Here is a 16024-nt window from a genome sequence, read left to right on the forward strand (position 1 = left end):
CGAGATTCTCGCACGCTCAGCCCCAGAAGATCCGCTCGACCACCGCACGGGCCAGCCGGGTGTAGCGCAGCTGGTCGTTGACCATCGCGTCCGACGACCCGGCCGGGTAGCCGAGGATGCTGGCGACCGCGGCGCGCTCCCGGACGTCGCGCGGCAGCTCGTCGCTCGGCTTGCCGCGGACCAGCGTCACCGCGTTGCGGACCCGGCTGACCCGGCGCCAGCTCTGCGCCAGCACCGAGGCGTCGTCCTCGTCGATCAGGCCGGCCTCGCGCGCGGCCGCCAGCGCCTCGAGGGTGCGCGAGGTGCGCAGCGCGGGCACCGAGCCGGCGTACCGCATCTGCAGCAGCTGCACGGTCCACTCGATGTCGGCGAGCCCGCCGCGGCCGAGCTTGAGATGGGTGTGCGGGTCGGCGCCGCGCGGCAGCCGCTCCTCGTCGACGCGTGCCTTGATCCGGCGGACCTCGAAGATGTCGTCCGCGCTGATGCCCTCCGGCGGGTAGCGCAACGGGTCGATCATCTCGGTGAACCGCCGGCGCACCTCCGGATCGCCGACGATCGCGTCCGCGCGCAGCAGGGCCTGCGCCTCCCAGACCTTCGACCACTTCGCGTAGTAGGCGGCGTAGGAGTCCAGGGTGCGCACCAGCGAGCCTTGCTTGCCCTCCGGGCGCAGGTCGGCGTCGACCTCGAGCGCGGGGTCGGGCCCCGCGATCGCCAGCAGCCGGCGCAGCTCGTTGGCCACGGCCTGGGCGTACGACGCGGCGACCTGGGGGTCGGCGCCCGGCTCGGGCTCGTGCACGAACAGCACGTCGGCGTCGCTGCCGTAGGACAGCTCGAACCCGCCGTATCGGCCCATCGCGATGATCGCCATCCGGGTGGGCGCGGCGTCGAGGTCGCGCTGGCGGCGCACCGACCGCCCGGCGACGTCCAGGGTGGCCTCGAGCGTGGCGTCGGTCAGGCGGGACAGTCCCGCGCCCACGTCGGCGACGTCAATGAGGCCGAGCAGGTCACCGGAGGCGATCCGCAGCAGCTCGCGACGGCGGACCCCACGGACGGCGAGCACCGCCGCCTCGGCCTCGTCGTGGCGCCCGGAGGACGCGAGCATCTCCTCGGTGAGCGCCTCCGCGGACATCGGCGCCAGCTCGCCGCCGAGCATGCGCACCCCCTGGGGCTCACGCTCCAGCAGGTCGGTGGCGTAGCGCGAGGTCGCGAGGATCCTCGCGAGCCGCTCGGCGACCTGCCCCTCGTCGCGCAGGGTGGCGAGGTACCAGGGCGTCGACCCCAGCGACTCGCTGATCCGCCGGAACCCGAACAGCCCGGCGTCCGGGTCGGGAGCGTCGGCGAACCACCCGAGCAGCACCGGCAGCAGCGTCCGCTGGATCTGCGCGGCCCGGGTCACGCCGGCGGTGAGCGCCTCCAGGTGCCGCAGCGCGCCCTGCGGGTCGAGGAAGCCGAGGGCGGCCAGCCGCTTCTCGGCCGCCTCGGGCGAGAGCCGGGCCTCGTCGCCGGGGATCTTCGCGACCGCGGACAGCAGCGGGCGGTAGAAGAGCTTCTCGTGCAGCCGGCGTACCTCGCGGCGGTGGTGCTGCCAGGTCTTGTTGAGCACACCGACCGGGTCCTTGATGAAGCCCATGCTGCGACCCAGGCGGCGCAGGGCGATCTCGTCCTCGGGCACGACGTGGAGGCGCCGCAGCCCGTACAACTGGATCCGGTGCTCGAGCGTGCGGAGGAAGGCGTACGCCTCGTGCAGCGCCTCGCCGTCCTCGCGGCCGACGTACCCGCCGTTGGTCAGCTCGGCGAGCGCGCTCAGGGTCGTGGGCGGGCGGACCCGCTCGTCGGCGCGCCCGTGCACGAGCTGCAGGAGCTGGACGGCGAACTCGACGTCGCGCAGGCCGCCGGAGCCGAGCTTGAGCTGGCGCTCGGCGTCCTTGGCCGGGATGTGCTCCACCACCCGCCGGCGCATCGCCTGGGTGTCCTCGACGAAGCCGTCGCGCTCGGCCGCCGACCAGACCATCGGGGTCGTCTCGTCGACGAACTCCTGCCCGAGCTCGAGGTCCCCAGCGACCGGGCGCGCCTTGAGCAGCGCCTGGAACTCCCACGTCTTCGCCCAGCGCTCGTAGTAGCCGCGGTGGCTGGCGATCGTGCGCGTCAGCGGGCCGGCCTTGCCCTCCGGGCGCAGCGCGGCGTCGACCTGCCAGATCGTGCCCTCGGCGGTGTGGTCGGAGCAGATCCGGATCAGGTGGCTGGCCAGCTGGGTGGCCGCGCGGAGCGTCCCGGCGTCGTCGTCCTCCCCCGCCTCGGTGGGGGCGTGGGCGAAGATCACGTCGACGTCGGAGACGTAGTTGAGCTCGTGCCCGCCGCACTTGCCCATCGCGATCACCGCGAGCCGGGCGAGCCCGGCGTCGGCGCCGACGCGCTGCCGGGCGATCGCCAGCGCGGCCTCGAGCGTCCCGGCGGCCAGGTCGGACAGCTCGGCCGCGGCGTCGTCGACGGCGAGGTGGTGCGTGAGGTCGCGCGCGGCCAGCCGGAGCAGCCAGCGCCGGTACTCCACGCGCAGCACGTCGACGGCCTCCGCGTCGGGCAGCGTCGCGGTCGGCGCGGGTGAGGCCGGGTCGGCGCCCACGGCCTGCAGCAGCGCGGCCCGCACGGCCCACGCCGCGGGCCGTGTCGACCCGAGCGTCGGGTCGCTCAGCTGGGTCCACTGCTCGGGGTGCCGGACCAGGTGGTCGGTGAGCGCCTCGCTGGCGCCCAGCACCGACAGCAGCCGCATCGCGGTGCCCTCGTCGTCGACCAGCGCGTCGAGCAGGTCGCGCGGCTCACCGACGACCTCGGTGAGCCGGACCAGGCCGGCGAGCGCCTCGTCGGGGTCGGCCGTGCGCGCGATCAGGGCCGCCAGCGGCTCGGCCGCGTCACCCAGCCGGCGCAGCGCCGCGACCGCGGCGTCCGGGTCGAGGAACCCGAGCCGCGTCAGGCTGCCCGCACTGGTGACCGGCCGGTTCATCCCCCGAAGCGCTCCTTCGCCAGCTCGGCGAGGCCCTCCGCGAGCGGCCGCCAGGCGTCGTCGAGCTCGGCCCTCGCGGCGTCGATGTCGCGCAGCACCCCGTCGGTGTCGATGCCGCGGGTCTCGTGCGAGCCGCGGTCGTCCTCCGCCCACGGGCGCAGGACCGGTACGTCGACCTCGGGGTGCAGCTGCACCCCCCACATGAGCGGCCCGAAGCGCGCGGCCTGCACCTCGCCGTGCTCGGTCTCGGCCAGCAGCGTCGCGCCGTCGGGGAGGCGGGTCACGACGTCGTCGTTCCACTGCACACCCCGGCGCGGGCTGGCCAGTGGCCCGAACAGCCGGTCCTCGCGGGCCGCGGCCGTCCACCCGACGCCGAGCAGGCCGACCTGCTGGCCGCGGGGGTTCCGCTCGACGGTCCCGCCGAGCGCTGCCGCGATCAGCTGGTGGCCGAGGCAGATGCCGAGGGTCGGGACCTGTGCGTCGCGGGCGGCGCGGACCAGCTCCTTCACCGGCCCGAGCCAGGCGTGCTTCGCGTCGTCGTTCGCGCCCATCGGGCCCCCGAGGACCAGCAGGGCGTCGTACGTCGCGGTCGCCGGGAGCACGTCCTGGGCGTACGGCCGGCACACCACGACGTCGCACCCCGCGCCGTCGAGCCAGTCACCGACCAGCGCCACCGGGCACTCGGCGTCGTGCTCGATGACCAGCACCGTCGGCCGGGTCGTCACGGCGCCTGCCGCTCCTGCGACAGGGTGACGAACAGCAGGCCGATGCCGGTGATGGCCGTGAGCAGGCCGACGTAGAACAGCCCGATCAGCGGGACGGAGAACAGCAACGTCAGCACGGCGGTGACGAGCACGAGCCGGCGCGCGTTCGGCGCACCCGCGGCGACGGCCGCGCGGGACCACCATCCGAGGCCGCCGAGGCAGACGCCCAGACCCAGGACCAGCACGCCGTACCGCACGTAGTCGCCGCCCAGGATCAGCGGCACCGCGGCGAGCACGAGCACCACCGCGAAGACCAGGACGACGAACAGCAGCCGGCGCAGTGACCTCGCCCGAGACTCCGTGAGGAAGTCGTCGGTCATCAGACGACGGGGAGCATGCGGTCACGCTCGTGGGCCGACACCTGACCGCGGTAGTCCTCCCACTCGGAGCGCTTGTTGCGCAGGAAGAAGTCGAAGACCTGCTCCCCCAGCGTCTCGGCGAGGAGCTCGGAGCGCTCGGCGACCACGATCGCCTCGGACAGGCTCTTCGGCAGCGGCTCGATGCCGAGGCTGGTCCGCTCGCGCTCGGTGAGCGACCAGACGTCGTCCTCCGCCTCGCGCGGCAGCGGGTAGTCCTCCTCGATGCCCTTCATCCCGGCGGCCAGCACCACGGCGAACGCCATGTACGGGTTGCAGGCGGCGTCGATCGTGCGCAGCTCGATGCGGGTCGACTGGCCCTTGTTGGGCTTGTACATCGGGACCCGGATCATCGCGGAGCGGTTGTTGTGCCCCCAGCAGACGTACGACGGCGCCTCGCCACCGAACATCAGCCGCTTGTAGCTGTTCACCCACTGGTTGGTGACCACGCTGATCTCGGGCGCGTGCTTGAGCACGCCCGCGATGAACTGCCGGCCGGTCTTCGAGAGCTGGTACTCCGCACCGGCCTCGAAGAAGGCGTTGCGGTCGCCCTCGAACAGCGACACGTGGGTGTGCATGCCCGAGCCGGGGTGCGTGGTGAACGGCTTGGGCATGAACGTCGCCCAGATGCCCTGGCTCAGGGCGACCTCACGGATGACCGTGCGGAACGTCATGATGTTGTCGGCGGTGCTGAGCGCGTCGGCGTAGCGCAGGTCGATCTCCTGCTGGCCCGGGCCGCCCTCGTGGTGGCTGAACTCCACCGAGATGCCCATCGCCTCGAGCATGGTGATCGCCTCGCGGCGGAAGTCCGCGCCCATCGACTGCGCGGTGTGGTCGAAGTAGCCGCTGCGGTCCACCGGGACCGGCTCCACGCCGGGCTCCGGCGGGTTCTTGAACAGGTAGAACTCGATCTCGGGGTGGGTGTAGAACGTGAAGCCCTTGTCGGCGGCCTTCGAGAGGGTCCGCTTGAGCACGTGCCGCGGGTCGGCGTACGACGCGGACCCGTCCGGCATCTCGATGTCGCAGAACATCCGCGCCGTGGACGGCCCCTCGCCGCGCCACGGCAGGATCTGGAACGTCGAGGGGTCCGGCTTGGCGAGCATGTCGGCCTCGTACACCCGGGCGAAGCCCTCGATGGCCGAGCCGTCGAAGCCGATGCCCTCGGCGAACGCGCCCTCCAGCTCGGCCGGTGCCACCGCGACGGACTTGAGGAAGCCCAGGACGTCGGTGAACCAGAGTCGGACGAACCGGACGTCGCGCTCTTCGAGTGCGCGGAGAACGAAGTCTTCCTGCTTGCCCATGACGGCAGCCTAGTGGTGGCTGCCGCCAGGGGCTGCGGGTGTCCGGGTGTGTCAGGACGGGCGGTCGCCGCAGATGTTCGCGTCCTGCGAGCCGAGGACGCCGTCCCAGGCCGCGCGCATCGGGTCGATCCACTCCTGGGTGGTGGTCGCGTAGGCGATGGAGCCGTCCACCCGCTCGTGCACGCCGTCGACGCGCACCTTGCGGACCGTGACCGGGATCGTGACCTTCCCCGCGCCGGTGCCGGCCCAGCAGGCCGACGCGTTGCGCGTGTGCCGGGCCTCGCGGAAGCCGACCACGTCGCCGGCCTGCTGCCGCGCGTAGCGCATCGCGACGGTCGTGACGTAGCCCGTGTGGCCCTCCCACGGAGCGCGGACGAGCACGGAGAGGCCGTGGGTCCTGCGGGTCGGGACCGTGAAGCGGACCGTGCCGTCCTGCACCTCCTTCTCCTTGCCCGTCCAGACGCGGACGCCCCACCGGGCGTCCTCGTCCCAACGGCCGTTCTGGAGCTGCAGCGTGCAGCCGTCGCAGTCGGGGACCTCGAAGGTGATCGTGGTGGTACGCCGCTCCCGCGGCTGGTCGGCTGTCGCCGAGCCGGTGGGGGCTGCAGCCAACGCGGTGGCGGCGACGGCGGTGGCCGCGCCGAGACGGAGGAGGTTCGTGTTCATGCCGGGGATACGCCCGGACCCGCCACGCGGTTGCATGCCGGTGCGGGGCGCCTCAGGACGTCGGGACGTTGGCCTCGATCTCGGCCAGCCAGGCCGCCGGGCTGGCGTCCGACGGCATCCGCCAGTCACCGCGCGGCGACATGGTCCCGCCCGCGCTGACCTTCGGGCCGTTGGGCAGGGCCGACCGCTTGAACTGGCTGGCGAAGAACCGGCGTACGAACACCTCGAGCCACTGCCGGATCGTCGCGAGGTCGAACTCGACGCGGCGGTCGTCGGGGTAGTTCGGCGGCCACTCGCCGGCTTCGGCGTCGTGCCAGGCGTGCCAGGCGAGGAACGCGATCTTGCTGGGCGCGTAGCCGTAGCGCAGCACGTGGAAGAGCGTGAAGTCCTGCAGGGAGTACGGGCCCACGGACTGCTCGGTCGACTGCGGGAGGTGGTCCTCACGGGTCGGGATCAGCTCGGGCGTGATCTCCTGGCCGACGACGTCGAGCAGGACGGCGTTCGTGTCCTCGTCGAACTGCCCGGTGCTGATCACCCAGCGGATGAGGTGCTGGATCAGCGTCTTCGGCACGCCGGCGTTCACGTTGTAGTGCGACATCTGGTCGCCGACGCCGTACGTGCACCAGCCCAGCGCGAGCTCGGAGAGGTCGCCGGTGCCGAGCACGATCCCGCCGCGGTGGTTGGCGAGGCGGAACAGGTAGTCGGTGCGCAGACCGGCCTGGACGTTCTCGAACGTGATGTCGTAGACCTCCTCCCCCTTCGCGTAGGGGTGGTCGAGGTCGGTGAGCATCGCCCGCGCGGCGTCGGTGATGTCGATCTCCTGCATGGTGATGCCCAGCGACTTCGCGAGGCCCCATGCGTAGCTCTTGGTGGTGTCACCGGTCGCGAAGCCCGGCAGCGTGAAGCCGAGGATCTCGCTGCGGTCGCGGCCCAGGCGGTCCATCGCCTTCGCGGCGACGATCAGGGCGTGGGTCGAGTCGAGCCCGCCGCTGATGCCGATGACGACCTTCGGCTGGAAGTCCGCCCCGCCGATCGCCTGCAGGCGCTGCTCGAGGCCGGAGACCTGGATGTTGTAGGCCTCGTAGCAGTCCTGGGCCAGCCGGTCGGCGTCGTCGGGCACGAACGGGAACCGGTCGACCTTGCGGCGCAGCCCGATGTCGGCCGTGGTCGGCGCGAGCTCGAACTCGACCGTGCGGAACTCGGGGGCGAGCGAACGCCGGTTGTCGTCGAACGTGCCGGTCCGCAACCGCTCCAGGCGGATCCGGTCGAGGTCGATGTCGACGATCGCGGCACGCGGGCCGTCGGGGAACCGCTCGGTCTCGCCGAGCAGCTGGCCGTGCTCGTAGATCATCGTCTGCCCGTCCCACGACAGGTCGGTCGTGGACTCGCCCTGCCCGGCGGCGGCGTACACGTACGCCGCGAGGCAGCGGCTGGACGCCGAACGGGCCAGCAGGTGCCGGTCCTCGGCGCGGCCGACGGTGATCGGACTGCCGGAGAGGTTCGCGAGGATGCTCGCGCCGGCGAGCGCGGCCTCGGCGCTCGGCGGGACCGGCACCCACATGTCCTCGCAGACCTCGACGTGCAGCACCAGGCCGCGCACGTCGACGGCCTCGAAGAGCAGGTCCGGCCCGATCGGGACCTCCTGGCCGGCGAGCACCGTCGTACCCCGGACGTCGTCGCCGGGCGCGAACCAGCGGCGCTCGTAGAACTCGCGGTACGTCGGCAGGTACGACTTCGGCGCGACGCCGAGGATCCGGCCCCGGTGGATGACGACCGCGCAGTTGAGCACCCGGCTGCCGTGGGCGACCGGCGCGCCGACGACCAGCACCGGCGCCAGGCCCTCGGACGCGGCGACGATCTCGGCGATCGCGTCGGTCACCGCGTCGAGCAGCGTGTCCTGGAGGAACAGGTCGTCGATGGCGTACCCGCTCAGGCACAGCTCGGGGAAGACCGCGACCGCGACGCCGTCCTCGGAGCAGGCGCGGGCCTGCTCCAGGACCATGCGGGCGTTGATCGCCGGGTCCGCGACCCGGATCGGCACCGTGCAGGCCGCGACGCGGGCGAACCCGTGCGCGTAGGCGGAGTAGAAGTCCACGTCCCGGAGTTTCCCACGCGGGCTGCACCTATGCGTGCGCCACCACGCTCCACGCGGTCGCGGAGATCTCGAAGGGGCCGTCCGGGAGCAGCTCGGCGCAGCGGGTGCGGAGCCGCTCCCGGCCGGCCTCGTCGAGGCGTTGGACGTGATCGCCGGCGGGCCCGACGCCGAGCGTGTAGGGCTCCCACCACTCGTCGAACCCGGAGTACGGCACCACGACGGTGAGGGTGCCCTCGCGGACGTCGCGCAGCCCGGCCTCCCGTGCGAGCGCCCCCAGGTCGCCCTCGCCGGTGCCCGGCAACGCGGCCTCGTCCGCGACGTCCGGGTCGAGGTCCTTGGCGGCCTGCCAGAACGTCGAGAGCGGTCCGGTGCCGGTCGCGTGGTTCCAGACCGTCGCGCCGACGGCGCCGGCCACCCGGCCCATCTCGGCGAGCCCGGCGACCGGGTCGGACATGAAGTGCACGACGAGGTTGGTGAGCGCGACGTCGAAGGCGCCGTCGTCGTACGGCAGCCGCTCGGCCGTCCCCTCGCGCACGTCCACACCCGGGCAGCGCTCGCGCGCCGCGGCCACGAACGGCGGCGACGGGTCGAGCGCCGCGACGTGGTCGGCGCCGAGCCGCTCCACGAGGCGCGCGGTCAGGACACCCGGCCCGCAGCCGACGTCGACGGCGCGCATGCCGCCGCGTACCCCCACCAGCTCGACGAACTGGTCCGCGAGCGGCTCGGAGTAGCGCCCCATGAACCGGTGGTAGCGGTCCGCGGCGACGTCGAAGGCCACGTCCCGACTGTAGACCTGGTCTCAGTCCAGCAGGTCGGAGGCGAACGTCATCGGCTCGCTCGGGTCGCCCTGGCTCGTCGTCACGACCTCGAGCCGGTCGGTGCTCGGCACCCAGCGGACGATCCGCCAGCCGTCGACGTCGGAGCGGCGGCTCGGCACGGCCACCCACAGCAGCACGCTGCCGTCGTCGAGGATCCGCACCGTGCGCAGCCCCCAGTTGCTGTAGTTCCCCTGGTGGTCACGAACCCGCAGCCGGTGGCGCGGCGAGAGGTCGGACCGGTCGGCGTCGTACACCGCGAACTCGCCGTCGTCGTACGACGTTCCCACGACCGTGTCTCCCCTGGCCTGGATCGACGACAGCCGGCCGGTCGTGGACATGTCGACATAGCGTCGTACGCCGCCACCCCAGTCGGTGAGGACGTCGCCCTCGGCCGGGTCGTCGACCTCGACGACCGCGCCGCGGTCATCGAGGGTCCAACCGAAGCTCATCCCGGCCGGGTACGGCACCGCGTCCGCGACCCCGGTGATCGTGTCGATCCGCCAGCCGGCCTTCAGGTCGTCGAGCAGGAGCGCGTCGTCGTCGACCCACCCGATCCAGGAGTAGTCCCACGGCTCGAACCGGGCCGGCAGTGACAGCCTGCTCCGCTCGCCGGTCGGCAGGTCCCAGACCTCGATGCCGTCGTCCAGCAGCGCCGCGAGGTGGGTGCCGTCGGGCGAGAGCAGCGCGCGCGACAGCGCGAGGCGTCCGTGCGGGTTCGGCAGCCGCACCTCCCGCCAGGAGCCGTCCACCCCCAGCAGCTGGATCCGGCCGTCGCGACGGTCGACCGACAGCACCGCCGCGGACAGCGGCTTCGTCGCGAGGGTCGGCGCCGCGTCGGGCGGCTCGACGCGAGCGGGCAGTCCGGGCGCCACGTCGTCGGCGGCCGCCGGCAGCTCGTCCACGTCGCGCGGGTCCCACGGCTTCTGCACGGCTGGCGCGCTGTTGCTCTGTGCCGGCGCCGGCTCGGGCGGCTCGTTCGAGGTGCAGGCGGTGAGCAGGAGGGCGAGGACGAGCACCCGGACCCTCACGACGGACCCAGCAGGTCAGTCGCGAACACGGCGGTCTCGGAGGACAGCCAGCACGAGACCCGGGAGAGCTCGCCGGTCTCGACGTTCCAGGTGAGCAGGTACTCCTTGGGTGCGTCCAGGGGCAGGACCGTGAAGGCGAGGACGTCGTCGCTCAGCCAGGTGAGCGGGCGCAGCTCCTCGGCGTGGGCGTAGTAGTCGTGGTCGTCCGGGACCGGCAGGTAGGCACGGGTATCGAGCGTCTCGCGGTCCACGACGACCATGCCGTCGCGGTCAGCCGGCTGGTTCCCGAGAACGAGATTCGCACGCGTGAACGCGATGGCGTCGTCGCCGACCGCTGGGAGGATCAGGCCCTCCAGCGACCCCTTGCGGTAGCGACCGAGCTCCTGGTCGTCGAGCCACTCGACCACCATCTCGGGGTCGGTGCCGATGATCCGCCCGTCCGGGCCGAAGGCGATGTGGGAGGCGCCCTTGAGGTACGACAACTCCTCGACCGTGCCGCCCTCCAGGTCGACGCGCACCGCGCGAGGCCAGCCGCGCGCGACCACGCCGGAGCTGTCGGGCACCCACGTCAGCTGCGCCTCGCCGGGAACGCCGTCGACCTCACGCCACTCGCCGTCGAGCTCTCGCCAGAAGAACCCCGACTCTCCGGCCGCGACCAGCCGCCGGCCGTCCGGCGAGATCGTCACGGTCCGCGCCTTCCCCAGCCCGTCGGGCAACGCCAGCTCCTCCGAGTACCCGTCGGCCGACACCAGCACCGCGCGTGCCCCGTCGTCGAGCACCGCGACCGGGCGCGTGACCGTGCCCGGGGTCAGCGACTCCATCACCCGCGGAACCCCGAGCTCGACGACCGGCAGGCCCTCGGCGCCGCGCGGGTCCCACACGGGCTGGATCGCCGACCGCGCGATCGCGGGCGCGACGGGGACGGTCGTCGGGGTGCTCGTCGGGGCCGGAGCCGGTTCCACGGTCTGGTCGCCACCGATCCGCCCGACGAGCGCGACACCGGCGACCAGCACCACGACGGTCGCCGTCGCGGCCAGCGAGCGGCGGGCGGTACGTCGGCGGCGGGCCGAGCTCAGGGCCGCGGCGGCGCCGCCGGTGGCCTCGACCCGGTCGGTCGCCAGGTCGAGCAGGTCGCGGAGGTCGGTCATGGCGCCCTCCCGATCAACGAGAGCAGCTCGGGCGCGCCGTCGCGCAGCCGGGCGAGCGCGGCGGCGTTCTGGCTCTTCACGGTGCCGGGCGCGACCCGGAGGATCGCCGCGGTCTCCTCGACCGACAGGTCGTCGAAGTGTCGCAGCACCACGACGGCACGCTGCCCGGGCGTCAGCCGCTGCAGCGCCCGGCGTACGACCATCGCGGTGTCGGGGTCCGACGACACCGCCGCGCCGCCGAACGGCTCCTCGACCGGGAACTCCCGCCGGCGTCGGCGCCACCACGAGATGTGGTCGCGCACGACGATCGTGCGGGCGTACGCCGTGGGGTTGCCGTCACGCAGACGGTCCCACCGCAACGCGACCTTCACGAGCGCCTCCTGCACCAGGTCCTCTGCACGGTGGAGATCTCCGGTGAGCAGGTACGTCGAACGCAGCAGCGAGCGCTCGACGCCGGCTGCCCACGCGGTGAACTCCTGCTCGTCCATCGGCCTCCTCACCGGGAGAACGCACGGCACGCGCATCCGGTTGGCACGAGTTTCCCCGATGGCCTCCCGATGAGTCCGCCACCGCGCGCCGGTCAGAGCGGTATGCCCGAGATCAGCACCTGCCTGTGGTTCGACGACAACCTCATGGACGCCGTGGAGTTCTACACCGCGGTGTTCCCCAACTCGGAGATCTGCGGGGTCTCCCACTACCCCGACGGCCGCGTGCTCGCCGCCGAGTGGACCCTGGACGGCAGACCGTTCCGCGGGATCAACGGTGGCCCGGTGCACGCCGGCTTCACCGAGACGGTCTCGCTGAGCGTGAACTGCGCCGACCAGTCCGAGGTCGACTACTACTGGGACACGCTGGTCGCCGGAGGCACACCGGACCAGTGCGCCTGGCTGAAGGACAAGTTCGGGCTGTCCTGGCAGATCGTGCCGGTGCGGCTCTACGAGCTGGTCTCCGACCCCGACCCGGCCCGGGCGCAGGCCGCAGCCGCGGCGATGATGAAGCAGCAGAAGATCGTGATCGCCGAGCTCGAGGCCGCCGCGGACGCCGTGTCGTAGTGAGCAGGGACACAGGGCACGTCCGCTCGCTCCGGGGCTAGCCTGACGGTGGTCCGTGGACTCCATCAGGGAGCTGCGAGATGACATCTCAGGGAGACATCCATGAGCGAGGAGACCGCGCCGTACGGCACCGGTCCGGCCAAGGCCGAAGCACCGCAGATCAAGCGGATCCGCACCCACCACCTGCGCGAGATGAAGCAGCGCGGCGAGAAGTTCGCAATGCTCACCGCCTATGAGCAGTACGCCGCGCAGACGTTCGACGAGGCCGGCATCGAGGTCCTCCTCGTCGGCGACAGCGCCTCGAACAACGTGTTCGGCAACGAGACGTCGCTCCCGGTGACCGTCGACGAGCTGATCCCGCTGGTGCGCGCGGTCACCCGCTCCGCGCGCCGCGCCCTGGTCGTGGCCGACCTGCCGTTCGGGTCGTACCAGGCCTCACCCGAGCAGGCCTACCTCACTGCCGTCCGCTTCATGAAGGAGGCGAACGCGCACGCGGTGAAGCTCGAGGGCGGTGTGGAGATGGCGCCCCAGGTCCGCAAGCTCACCGAGGGCGGCATCCCGGTGATGGCGCACATCGGCTTCACCCCGCAGTCCGAGCACAACCTCGGCGGCTACCGGGTCCAGGGCCGCGGCGATGCGGCCAAGCTGGTCGTCGAGGAGGCGATCGCGATGGAGGAGTCTGGCGCGTTCGCCGTCGTGATGGAGATGGTCCCGGGCGACGTCGCCGCCGAGGTGACGGCGGCGGTGTCGATCCCCACGATCGGCATCGGCGCCGGCGTCCAGTGCGACGGCCAGGTGCTCGTGTGGCAGGACGCGTTCGGGTTGCGGACCGGCCGGATGCCGCGCTTCGTCAAGCAGTACGCCGACCTGCACGGCGTGCTCCTGCAGGCCGCTCGCGACTACGCCGCCGACGTCAAGGCCGGCACGTTCCCGGAGGCCGAGCACACCTTCTAGTGCCTGCTAGTGGACGGTGACCCAGGGCCGGGGATCCTGCTCGATGAGCGCCCCGACGCTGACGCCGGGCGGGCAGTAGCCGTCCGGCAGGTACAGGCACGACGGAGGGATGTTCGGGTTCGTGAACGGCGGGCCGGTGTAGCCGGCGCGGCCCTGGTTGCCCCACAGGAACGTGTTGCGTGACGCCGACCAGCGCTCGTCGGCCCACGGCTTCTCGCCCGAGCCGTCGGCGTACCGGGCGAAGTAGTCGTCGCGGTTGCAGTCCAGCCGGACCGCGGCCTTGCTCTCGCTGCCCCACACGGCCCAGAACGACCGGTAGCTGTCCTGGCGCGCCTTCGAGCACGCGGTGTAGTGCTGCCCGGCCTGCTCGTAGTTGTTGTAGCAGAGCAGGTCGGCGCAGTCGGACGGGTGCCCGTAGGACTGCTCGTTGTAGTGCGGCGAGCCCTCGAGCGCGGCGCCCAGCGTGTGCGTGAGCTCGTGCGCCAGCGCCGGGCCGAACTCGCCCCCGCCGGCCCGGAAGTCGGCGCGGCTGCCGCTGGTGAAGAGCGTCAGCCACGTGCCGCCCGCGTTGTTGCGGTTCTGCGGGCCCGGGTCCAGGTCGGTCGGCGCGTAGCCGCCGGTGTTCGCCGGGATCACCGCGTGGCCCTTCATCCCGTTGCTGCGGTGGTCGGCCGCGCGGACGTCGTCGACGATCACGACGTAGCGGCGGTCGTTGCGGGCCGGGTAGCCGTGCGCCTCCAGGTAGGGCCAGAGTCCCATCTCGCGCCTGCCGGTCGCGGGGTTCACCCAGTTCTGGATGTCCTCGCGGGCGAGCACGTCCGCCGGCACCTCGACCCGGTCGATGTCCGGGCGGCAGCCGTCGGCGGTCCTCGTGGTCACGAACCGCGGCGCCAGCGAGTGCTCGAGGTCGCGCTGGGTCCGGATCGCGGCGTTGTTGCTGGCGGCGAAGACCGAGGCGGCCCGGCGGAACGTCTCCCAGACGAGCTCGGGAGCGGTGTCCAGGACGGTGTCGGTCCGCGGCCGCGAGGCGTTGGTCGCCCAGATGACCTGGTACGCCGGCAGCGGTGAGCTCGCCGGCGAGCAGGCGATCGGGAAGCTCGGGTAGGTCCACCTCTCCCACCCGATCATCGAGCCGCTGGACGGCCGGTCGCCCCAGCCCTTCGACGACATCGCCCGGGGGATGCCGTGCGCGTTGCGCGCCTCCCAGGGGTCGAGCTTCTGCACGCGGGTGGCACGCAGGACGGGTGCCGGCGCGACGGGGCCGATGACGGATGCCAGGTCGGGGCTCGCGGCTGGGCCCGCGGCGGAGTGGGCGGGTTCGGCCGTCCGGGCCTGGCTCGCGGTGTCCACGCCCGCGATCAGCGCGACGACCACAACAGTCGTCGCAAGCAGTGGCAGCGTGTGCTTGCGCATCCCATCCTCCCATCACGCAAAGCGCGACGGAGCAGGGCTGATCAAGCATCCGTGCACGCTGCCTGCGGTTGCCCGCAGTTGGACGTCCGTGTCCAAGCCCCCTGTTGGCCGGGTGTTCCGGCCGACGGGGGTTGCCCTCATCCCATCGGCAACCCGTGCTCGAAGATGAGCCAAGAAGGAGGTCAGATCGCGACGATGGGCCTGCTTTTCACCTGTACTGGTTACCGTGCGGGCATGCGCACCCTCGTTCTCGGACTGGCCGCGACTCTCGGACTCACCCTGGCCGCGGCACCTGCCGCCGCCGCGACGTCGACCTCCGAACACCCCTCCCGGATCCAGCAGCGCGCCGCTGTCCCCGGGCTGGTCGTGAAGCGGCTGGTCACCGGGCTCGACCATCCCTGGGACGTGCGCCCGATCGGACAGGGCCGGCTGATCTACACCCAGCGCGACCGGGCGACCGTCTCGATCTGGGCCGACGGCCGCTCACGGGTCCTCCGCGGCTTCCCCAGCGGGTCGGTGTGGGTGTCGGGCGAGACGGGCCTGATGGGCCTCGACCTCGACCCCCGATTCAAGCGCAACCACCGCTTCTACACGTGCCAGGGCGGCACGACCGGTGGTGGCCACGACGTCCGGGTCATGCGCTGGACGCTGAACGCCGCCCTCACGCGGGTCACCGACAGCAAGCGGATGATCGGCGGCTTCCCGGCCACCAGCGGGCGGCACGGCGGCTGCCGGGTGCTCGCGGTCGGCACGAAGCTCTACGTCGGCACCGGCGACGCCGCCGTCGGTGCGAACCCCCGGAACAAGAAGTCGCTCGGCGGCAAGACGCTGTGCCTCCAGCTGTCCGGCCGGCCGTGTGCCAGCAACCCGTTCGCGCGGTCGAGCAACCGCAACAAGCGCTTCGTCCACACCTACGGCCACCGCAACGTGCAGGGCCTCGACCAGCGCCGTGACGGCACCCTGTGGTCGGTCGAGCAGGGCTCGTACCGCGACGACGAGGTGAACCTGCTCCGCAACGGTGGCGACTACGGCTGGCACCCCGTCCCCGGCTACGACGAGAGCGTCCCGATGACCGACCAGTCGCTGCCCGGCCGGCAGCGCAACGCGGCCTGGAGCTCCGGCGACCCGACCGTGGCCACCTCCGGCGGCGGCTTCGTCTACGGCAAGCGGCTCGGTGCGTACGACGGCACGTTCGCGGTCGCCGGGCTCAAGGCCGAGCGGGTGCTGTTCCTGAAGCTCTCCGCCTCGGGCAGGCTCCAGGGCGTCCGGGTGCCGCCGGCGCTGCGCGAGTTCGGCCGGATCCGCACCGTCGTCGACGGGCCGGGCTCGGTCTTCTACGTCACCACCGACAACGGCGGCGGCAACGACGCGATCCTGGCGGTCCGGCCGCGCCGCTGACCCGCGCCACGCTGCTCTGGTCCACAGGGCAGG

General features: G+C 72.6%; 14 protein-coding genes. 3 read left to right on the forward strand and 11 right to left on the reverse strand.

Annotated elements, in window-relative coordinates:
• Positions 1 to 16: 16 nt before the first annotated feature.
• The 10 genes from ABD875_RS22275 to ABD875_RS22320 are packed head-to-tail and all read right to left on the reverse strand — an operon-like array spanning position 17 to position 11662.
• Positions 17 to 2998: a bifunctional [glutamine synthetase] adenylyltransferase/[glutamine synthetase]-adenylyl-L-tyrosine phosphorylase gene (locus ABD875_RS22275; RefSeq protein ID WP_345182479.1), complete on the reverse strand. Its 2982-nt coding sequence runs from the start codon at positions 2996 to 2998 to the stop codon at positions 17 to 19.
• Complete coding sequence (locus ABD875_RS22280) at positions 2995 to 3723, reverse strand: type 1 glutamine amidotransferase (protein WP_345182481.1); 729 nt, start codon at positions 3721 to 3723, stop codon at positions 2995 to 2997. Before ABD875_RS22280 ends, ABD875_RS22275 begins: the two co-directional genes overlap by 4 nt.
• Positions 3720 to 4082, reverse strand: a complete 363-nt coding sequence (locus ABD875_RS22285) for a hypothetical protein (RefSeq protein ID WP_345182484.1) — start codon at positions 4080 to 4082, stop codon at positions 3720 to 3722. Before ABD875_RS22285 ends, ABD875_RS22280 begins: the two co-directional genes overlap by 4 nt.
• Positions 4082 to 5419 (reverse strand): glutamine synthetase family protein, encoded by a 1338-nt coding sequence (locus ABD875_RS22290; protein ID WP_345182486.1) that lies wholly within the window; start codon positions 5417 to 5419, stop codon positions 4082 to 4084. Before ABD875_RS22290 ends, ABD875_RS22285 begins: the two co-directional genes overlap by 1 nt.
• Positions 5420 to 5470: 51 nt before the next feature.
• The gene (locus ABD875_RS22295) at positions 5471 to 6085 is read right to left on the reverse strand and encodes a hypothetical protein (RefSeq protein ID WP_345182488.1); all 615 of its coding nucleotides are present in this window, start codon (positions 6083 to 6085) and stop codon (positions 5471 to 5473) included.
• Positions 6086 to 6137: 52 nt separating this feature from the next.
• Entirely contained in the window at positions 6138 to 8180 is a 2043-nt protein-coding gene (locus tag ABD875_RS22300; protein WP_345182490.1) for an NAD(+) synthase, read from the reverse strand.
• Between the two features lie 28 nt (positions 8181 to 8208).
• Positions 8209 to 8958: a class I SAM-dependent methyltransferase gene (locus ABD875_RS22305; protein WP_345182492.1), complete on the reverse strand. Its 750-nt coding sequence runs from the start codon at positions 8956 to 8958 to the stop codon at positions 8209 to 8211.
• Positions 8959 to 8979: 21 nt separating this feature from the next.
• A complete protein-coding gene (locus ABD875_RS22310; protein WP_345182494.1) occupies positions 8980 to 10026 on the reverse strand; it encodes a hypothetical protein in 1047 nt (348 codons plus the stop codon).
• Positions 10023 to 11174: a WD40 repeat domain-containing protein gene (locus ABD875_RS22315; protein WP_345182496.1), complete on the reverse strand. Its 1152-nt coding sequence runs from the start codon at positions 11172 to 11174 to the stop codon at positions 10023 to 10025. Before ABD875_RS22315 ends, ABD875_RS22310 begins: the two co-directional genes overlap by 4 nt.
• Complete coding sequence (locus ABD875_RS22320) at positions 11171 to 11662, reverse strand: SigE family RNA polymerase sigma factor (protein ID WP_345182499.1); 492 nt, start codon at positions 11660 to 11662, stop codon at positions 11171 to 11173. The genes ABD875_RS22315 and ABD875_RS22320 overlap by 4 nt, the downstream gene beginning before the upstream one ends.
• A 102-nt stretch (positions 11663 to 11764) precedes the next feature.
• Here ABD875_RS22320 and ABD875_RS22325 point away from each other — a divergent pair, with 102 nt between their 5' ends.
• A complete protein-coding gene (locus ABD875_RS22325; RefSeq protein ID WP_345182501.1) occupies positions 11765 to 12226 on the forward strand; it encodes a VOC family protein in 462 nt (153 codons plus the stop codon).
• Between the two features lie 102 nt (positions 12227 to 12328).
• Positions 12329 to 13180 (forward strand): 3-methyl-2-oxobutanoate hydroxymethyltransferase, encoded by an 852-nt coding sequence (panB, locus tag ABD875_RS22330; RefSeq protein WP_345182503.1) that lies wholly within the window; start codon positions 12329 to 12331, stop codon positions 13178 to 13180.
• A gap of 6 nt (positions 13181 to 13186) precedes the next feature.
• Here panB and ABD875_RS22335 read toward each other — a convergent pair whose 3' ends face one another.
• On the reverse strand, positions 13187 to 14593 hold the full coding sequence (locus ABD875_RS22335; protein WP_345182505.1) for a hypothetical protein: 1407 nt from the start codon (positions 14591 to 14593) through the stop codon (positions 13187 to 13189).
• A gap of 234 nt (positions 14594 to 14827) precedes the next feature.
• Between ABD875_RS22335 and ABD875_RS22340 the strand changes: the two genes are divergently transcribed.
• Positions 14828 to 15991 (forward strand): PQQ-dependent sugar dehydrogenase, encoded by a 1164-nt coding sequence (locus tag ABD875_RS22340; RefSeq protein WP_345182508.1) that lies wholly within the window; start codon positions 14828 to 14830, stop codon positions 15989 to 15991.
• The last annotated feature ends 33 nt before the right edge of the window (positions 15992 to 16024 follow it).

This window comes from Nocardioides caricicola, assembly GCF_039541135.1.
Lineage (GTDB): Bacteria > Actinomycetota > Actinomycetes > Propionibacteriales > Nocardioidaceae > Nocardioides > Nocardioides caricicola.

Excerpts from the sequence above, each read along its gene's own strand:
- ABD875_RS22335 (WP_345182505.1), bottom strand. The coding sequence starts at position 14,593 with ATGCGCAAGCACACGCTGCCACTGCTTGCGACGACTGTTGTGGTCGTC.
- ABD875_RS22340 (WP_345182508.1), top strand. The coding sequence starts at position 14,828 with ATGCGCACCCTCGTTCTCGGACTGGCCGCGACTCTCGGACTCACCCTG.
- ABD875_RS22325 (WP_345182501.1), top strand. The coding sequence starts at position 11,765 with ATGCCCGAGATCAGCACCTGCCTGTGGTTCGACGACAACCTCATGGAC.
- ABD875_RS22320 (WP_345182499.1), bottom strand. The coding sequence starts at position 11,662 with ATGGACGAGCAGGAGTTCACCGCGTGGGCAGCCGGCGTCGAGCGCTCG.
- ABD875_RS22285 (WP_345182484.1), bottom strand. The coding sequence starts at position 4,082 with ATGACCGACGACTTCCTCACGGAGTCTCGGGCGAGGTCACTGCGCCGG.
- ABD875_RS22295 (WP_345182488.1), bottom strand. The coding sequence starts at position 6,085 with ATGAACACGAACCTCCTCCGTCTCGGCGCGGCCACCGCCGTCGCCGCC.
- ABD875_RS22290 (WP_345182486.1), bottom strand. The coding sequence starts at position 5,419 with ATGGGCAAGCAGGAAGACTTCGTTCTCCGCGCACTCGAAGAGCGCGAC.
- ABD875_RS22315 (WP_345182496.1), bottom strand. The coding sequence starts at position 11,174 with ATGACCGACCTCCGCGACCTGCTCGACCTGGCGACCGACCGGGTCGAG.
- panB (WP_345182503.1), top strand. The coding sequence starts at position 12,329 with ATGAGCGAGGAGACCGCGCCGTACGGCACCGGTCCGGCCAAGGCCGAA.
- ABD875_RS22275 (WP_345182479.1), bottom strand. The coding sequence starts at position 2,998 with ATGAACCGGCCGGTCACCAGTGCGGGCAGCCTGACGCGGCTCGGGTTC.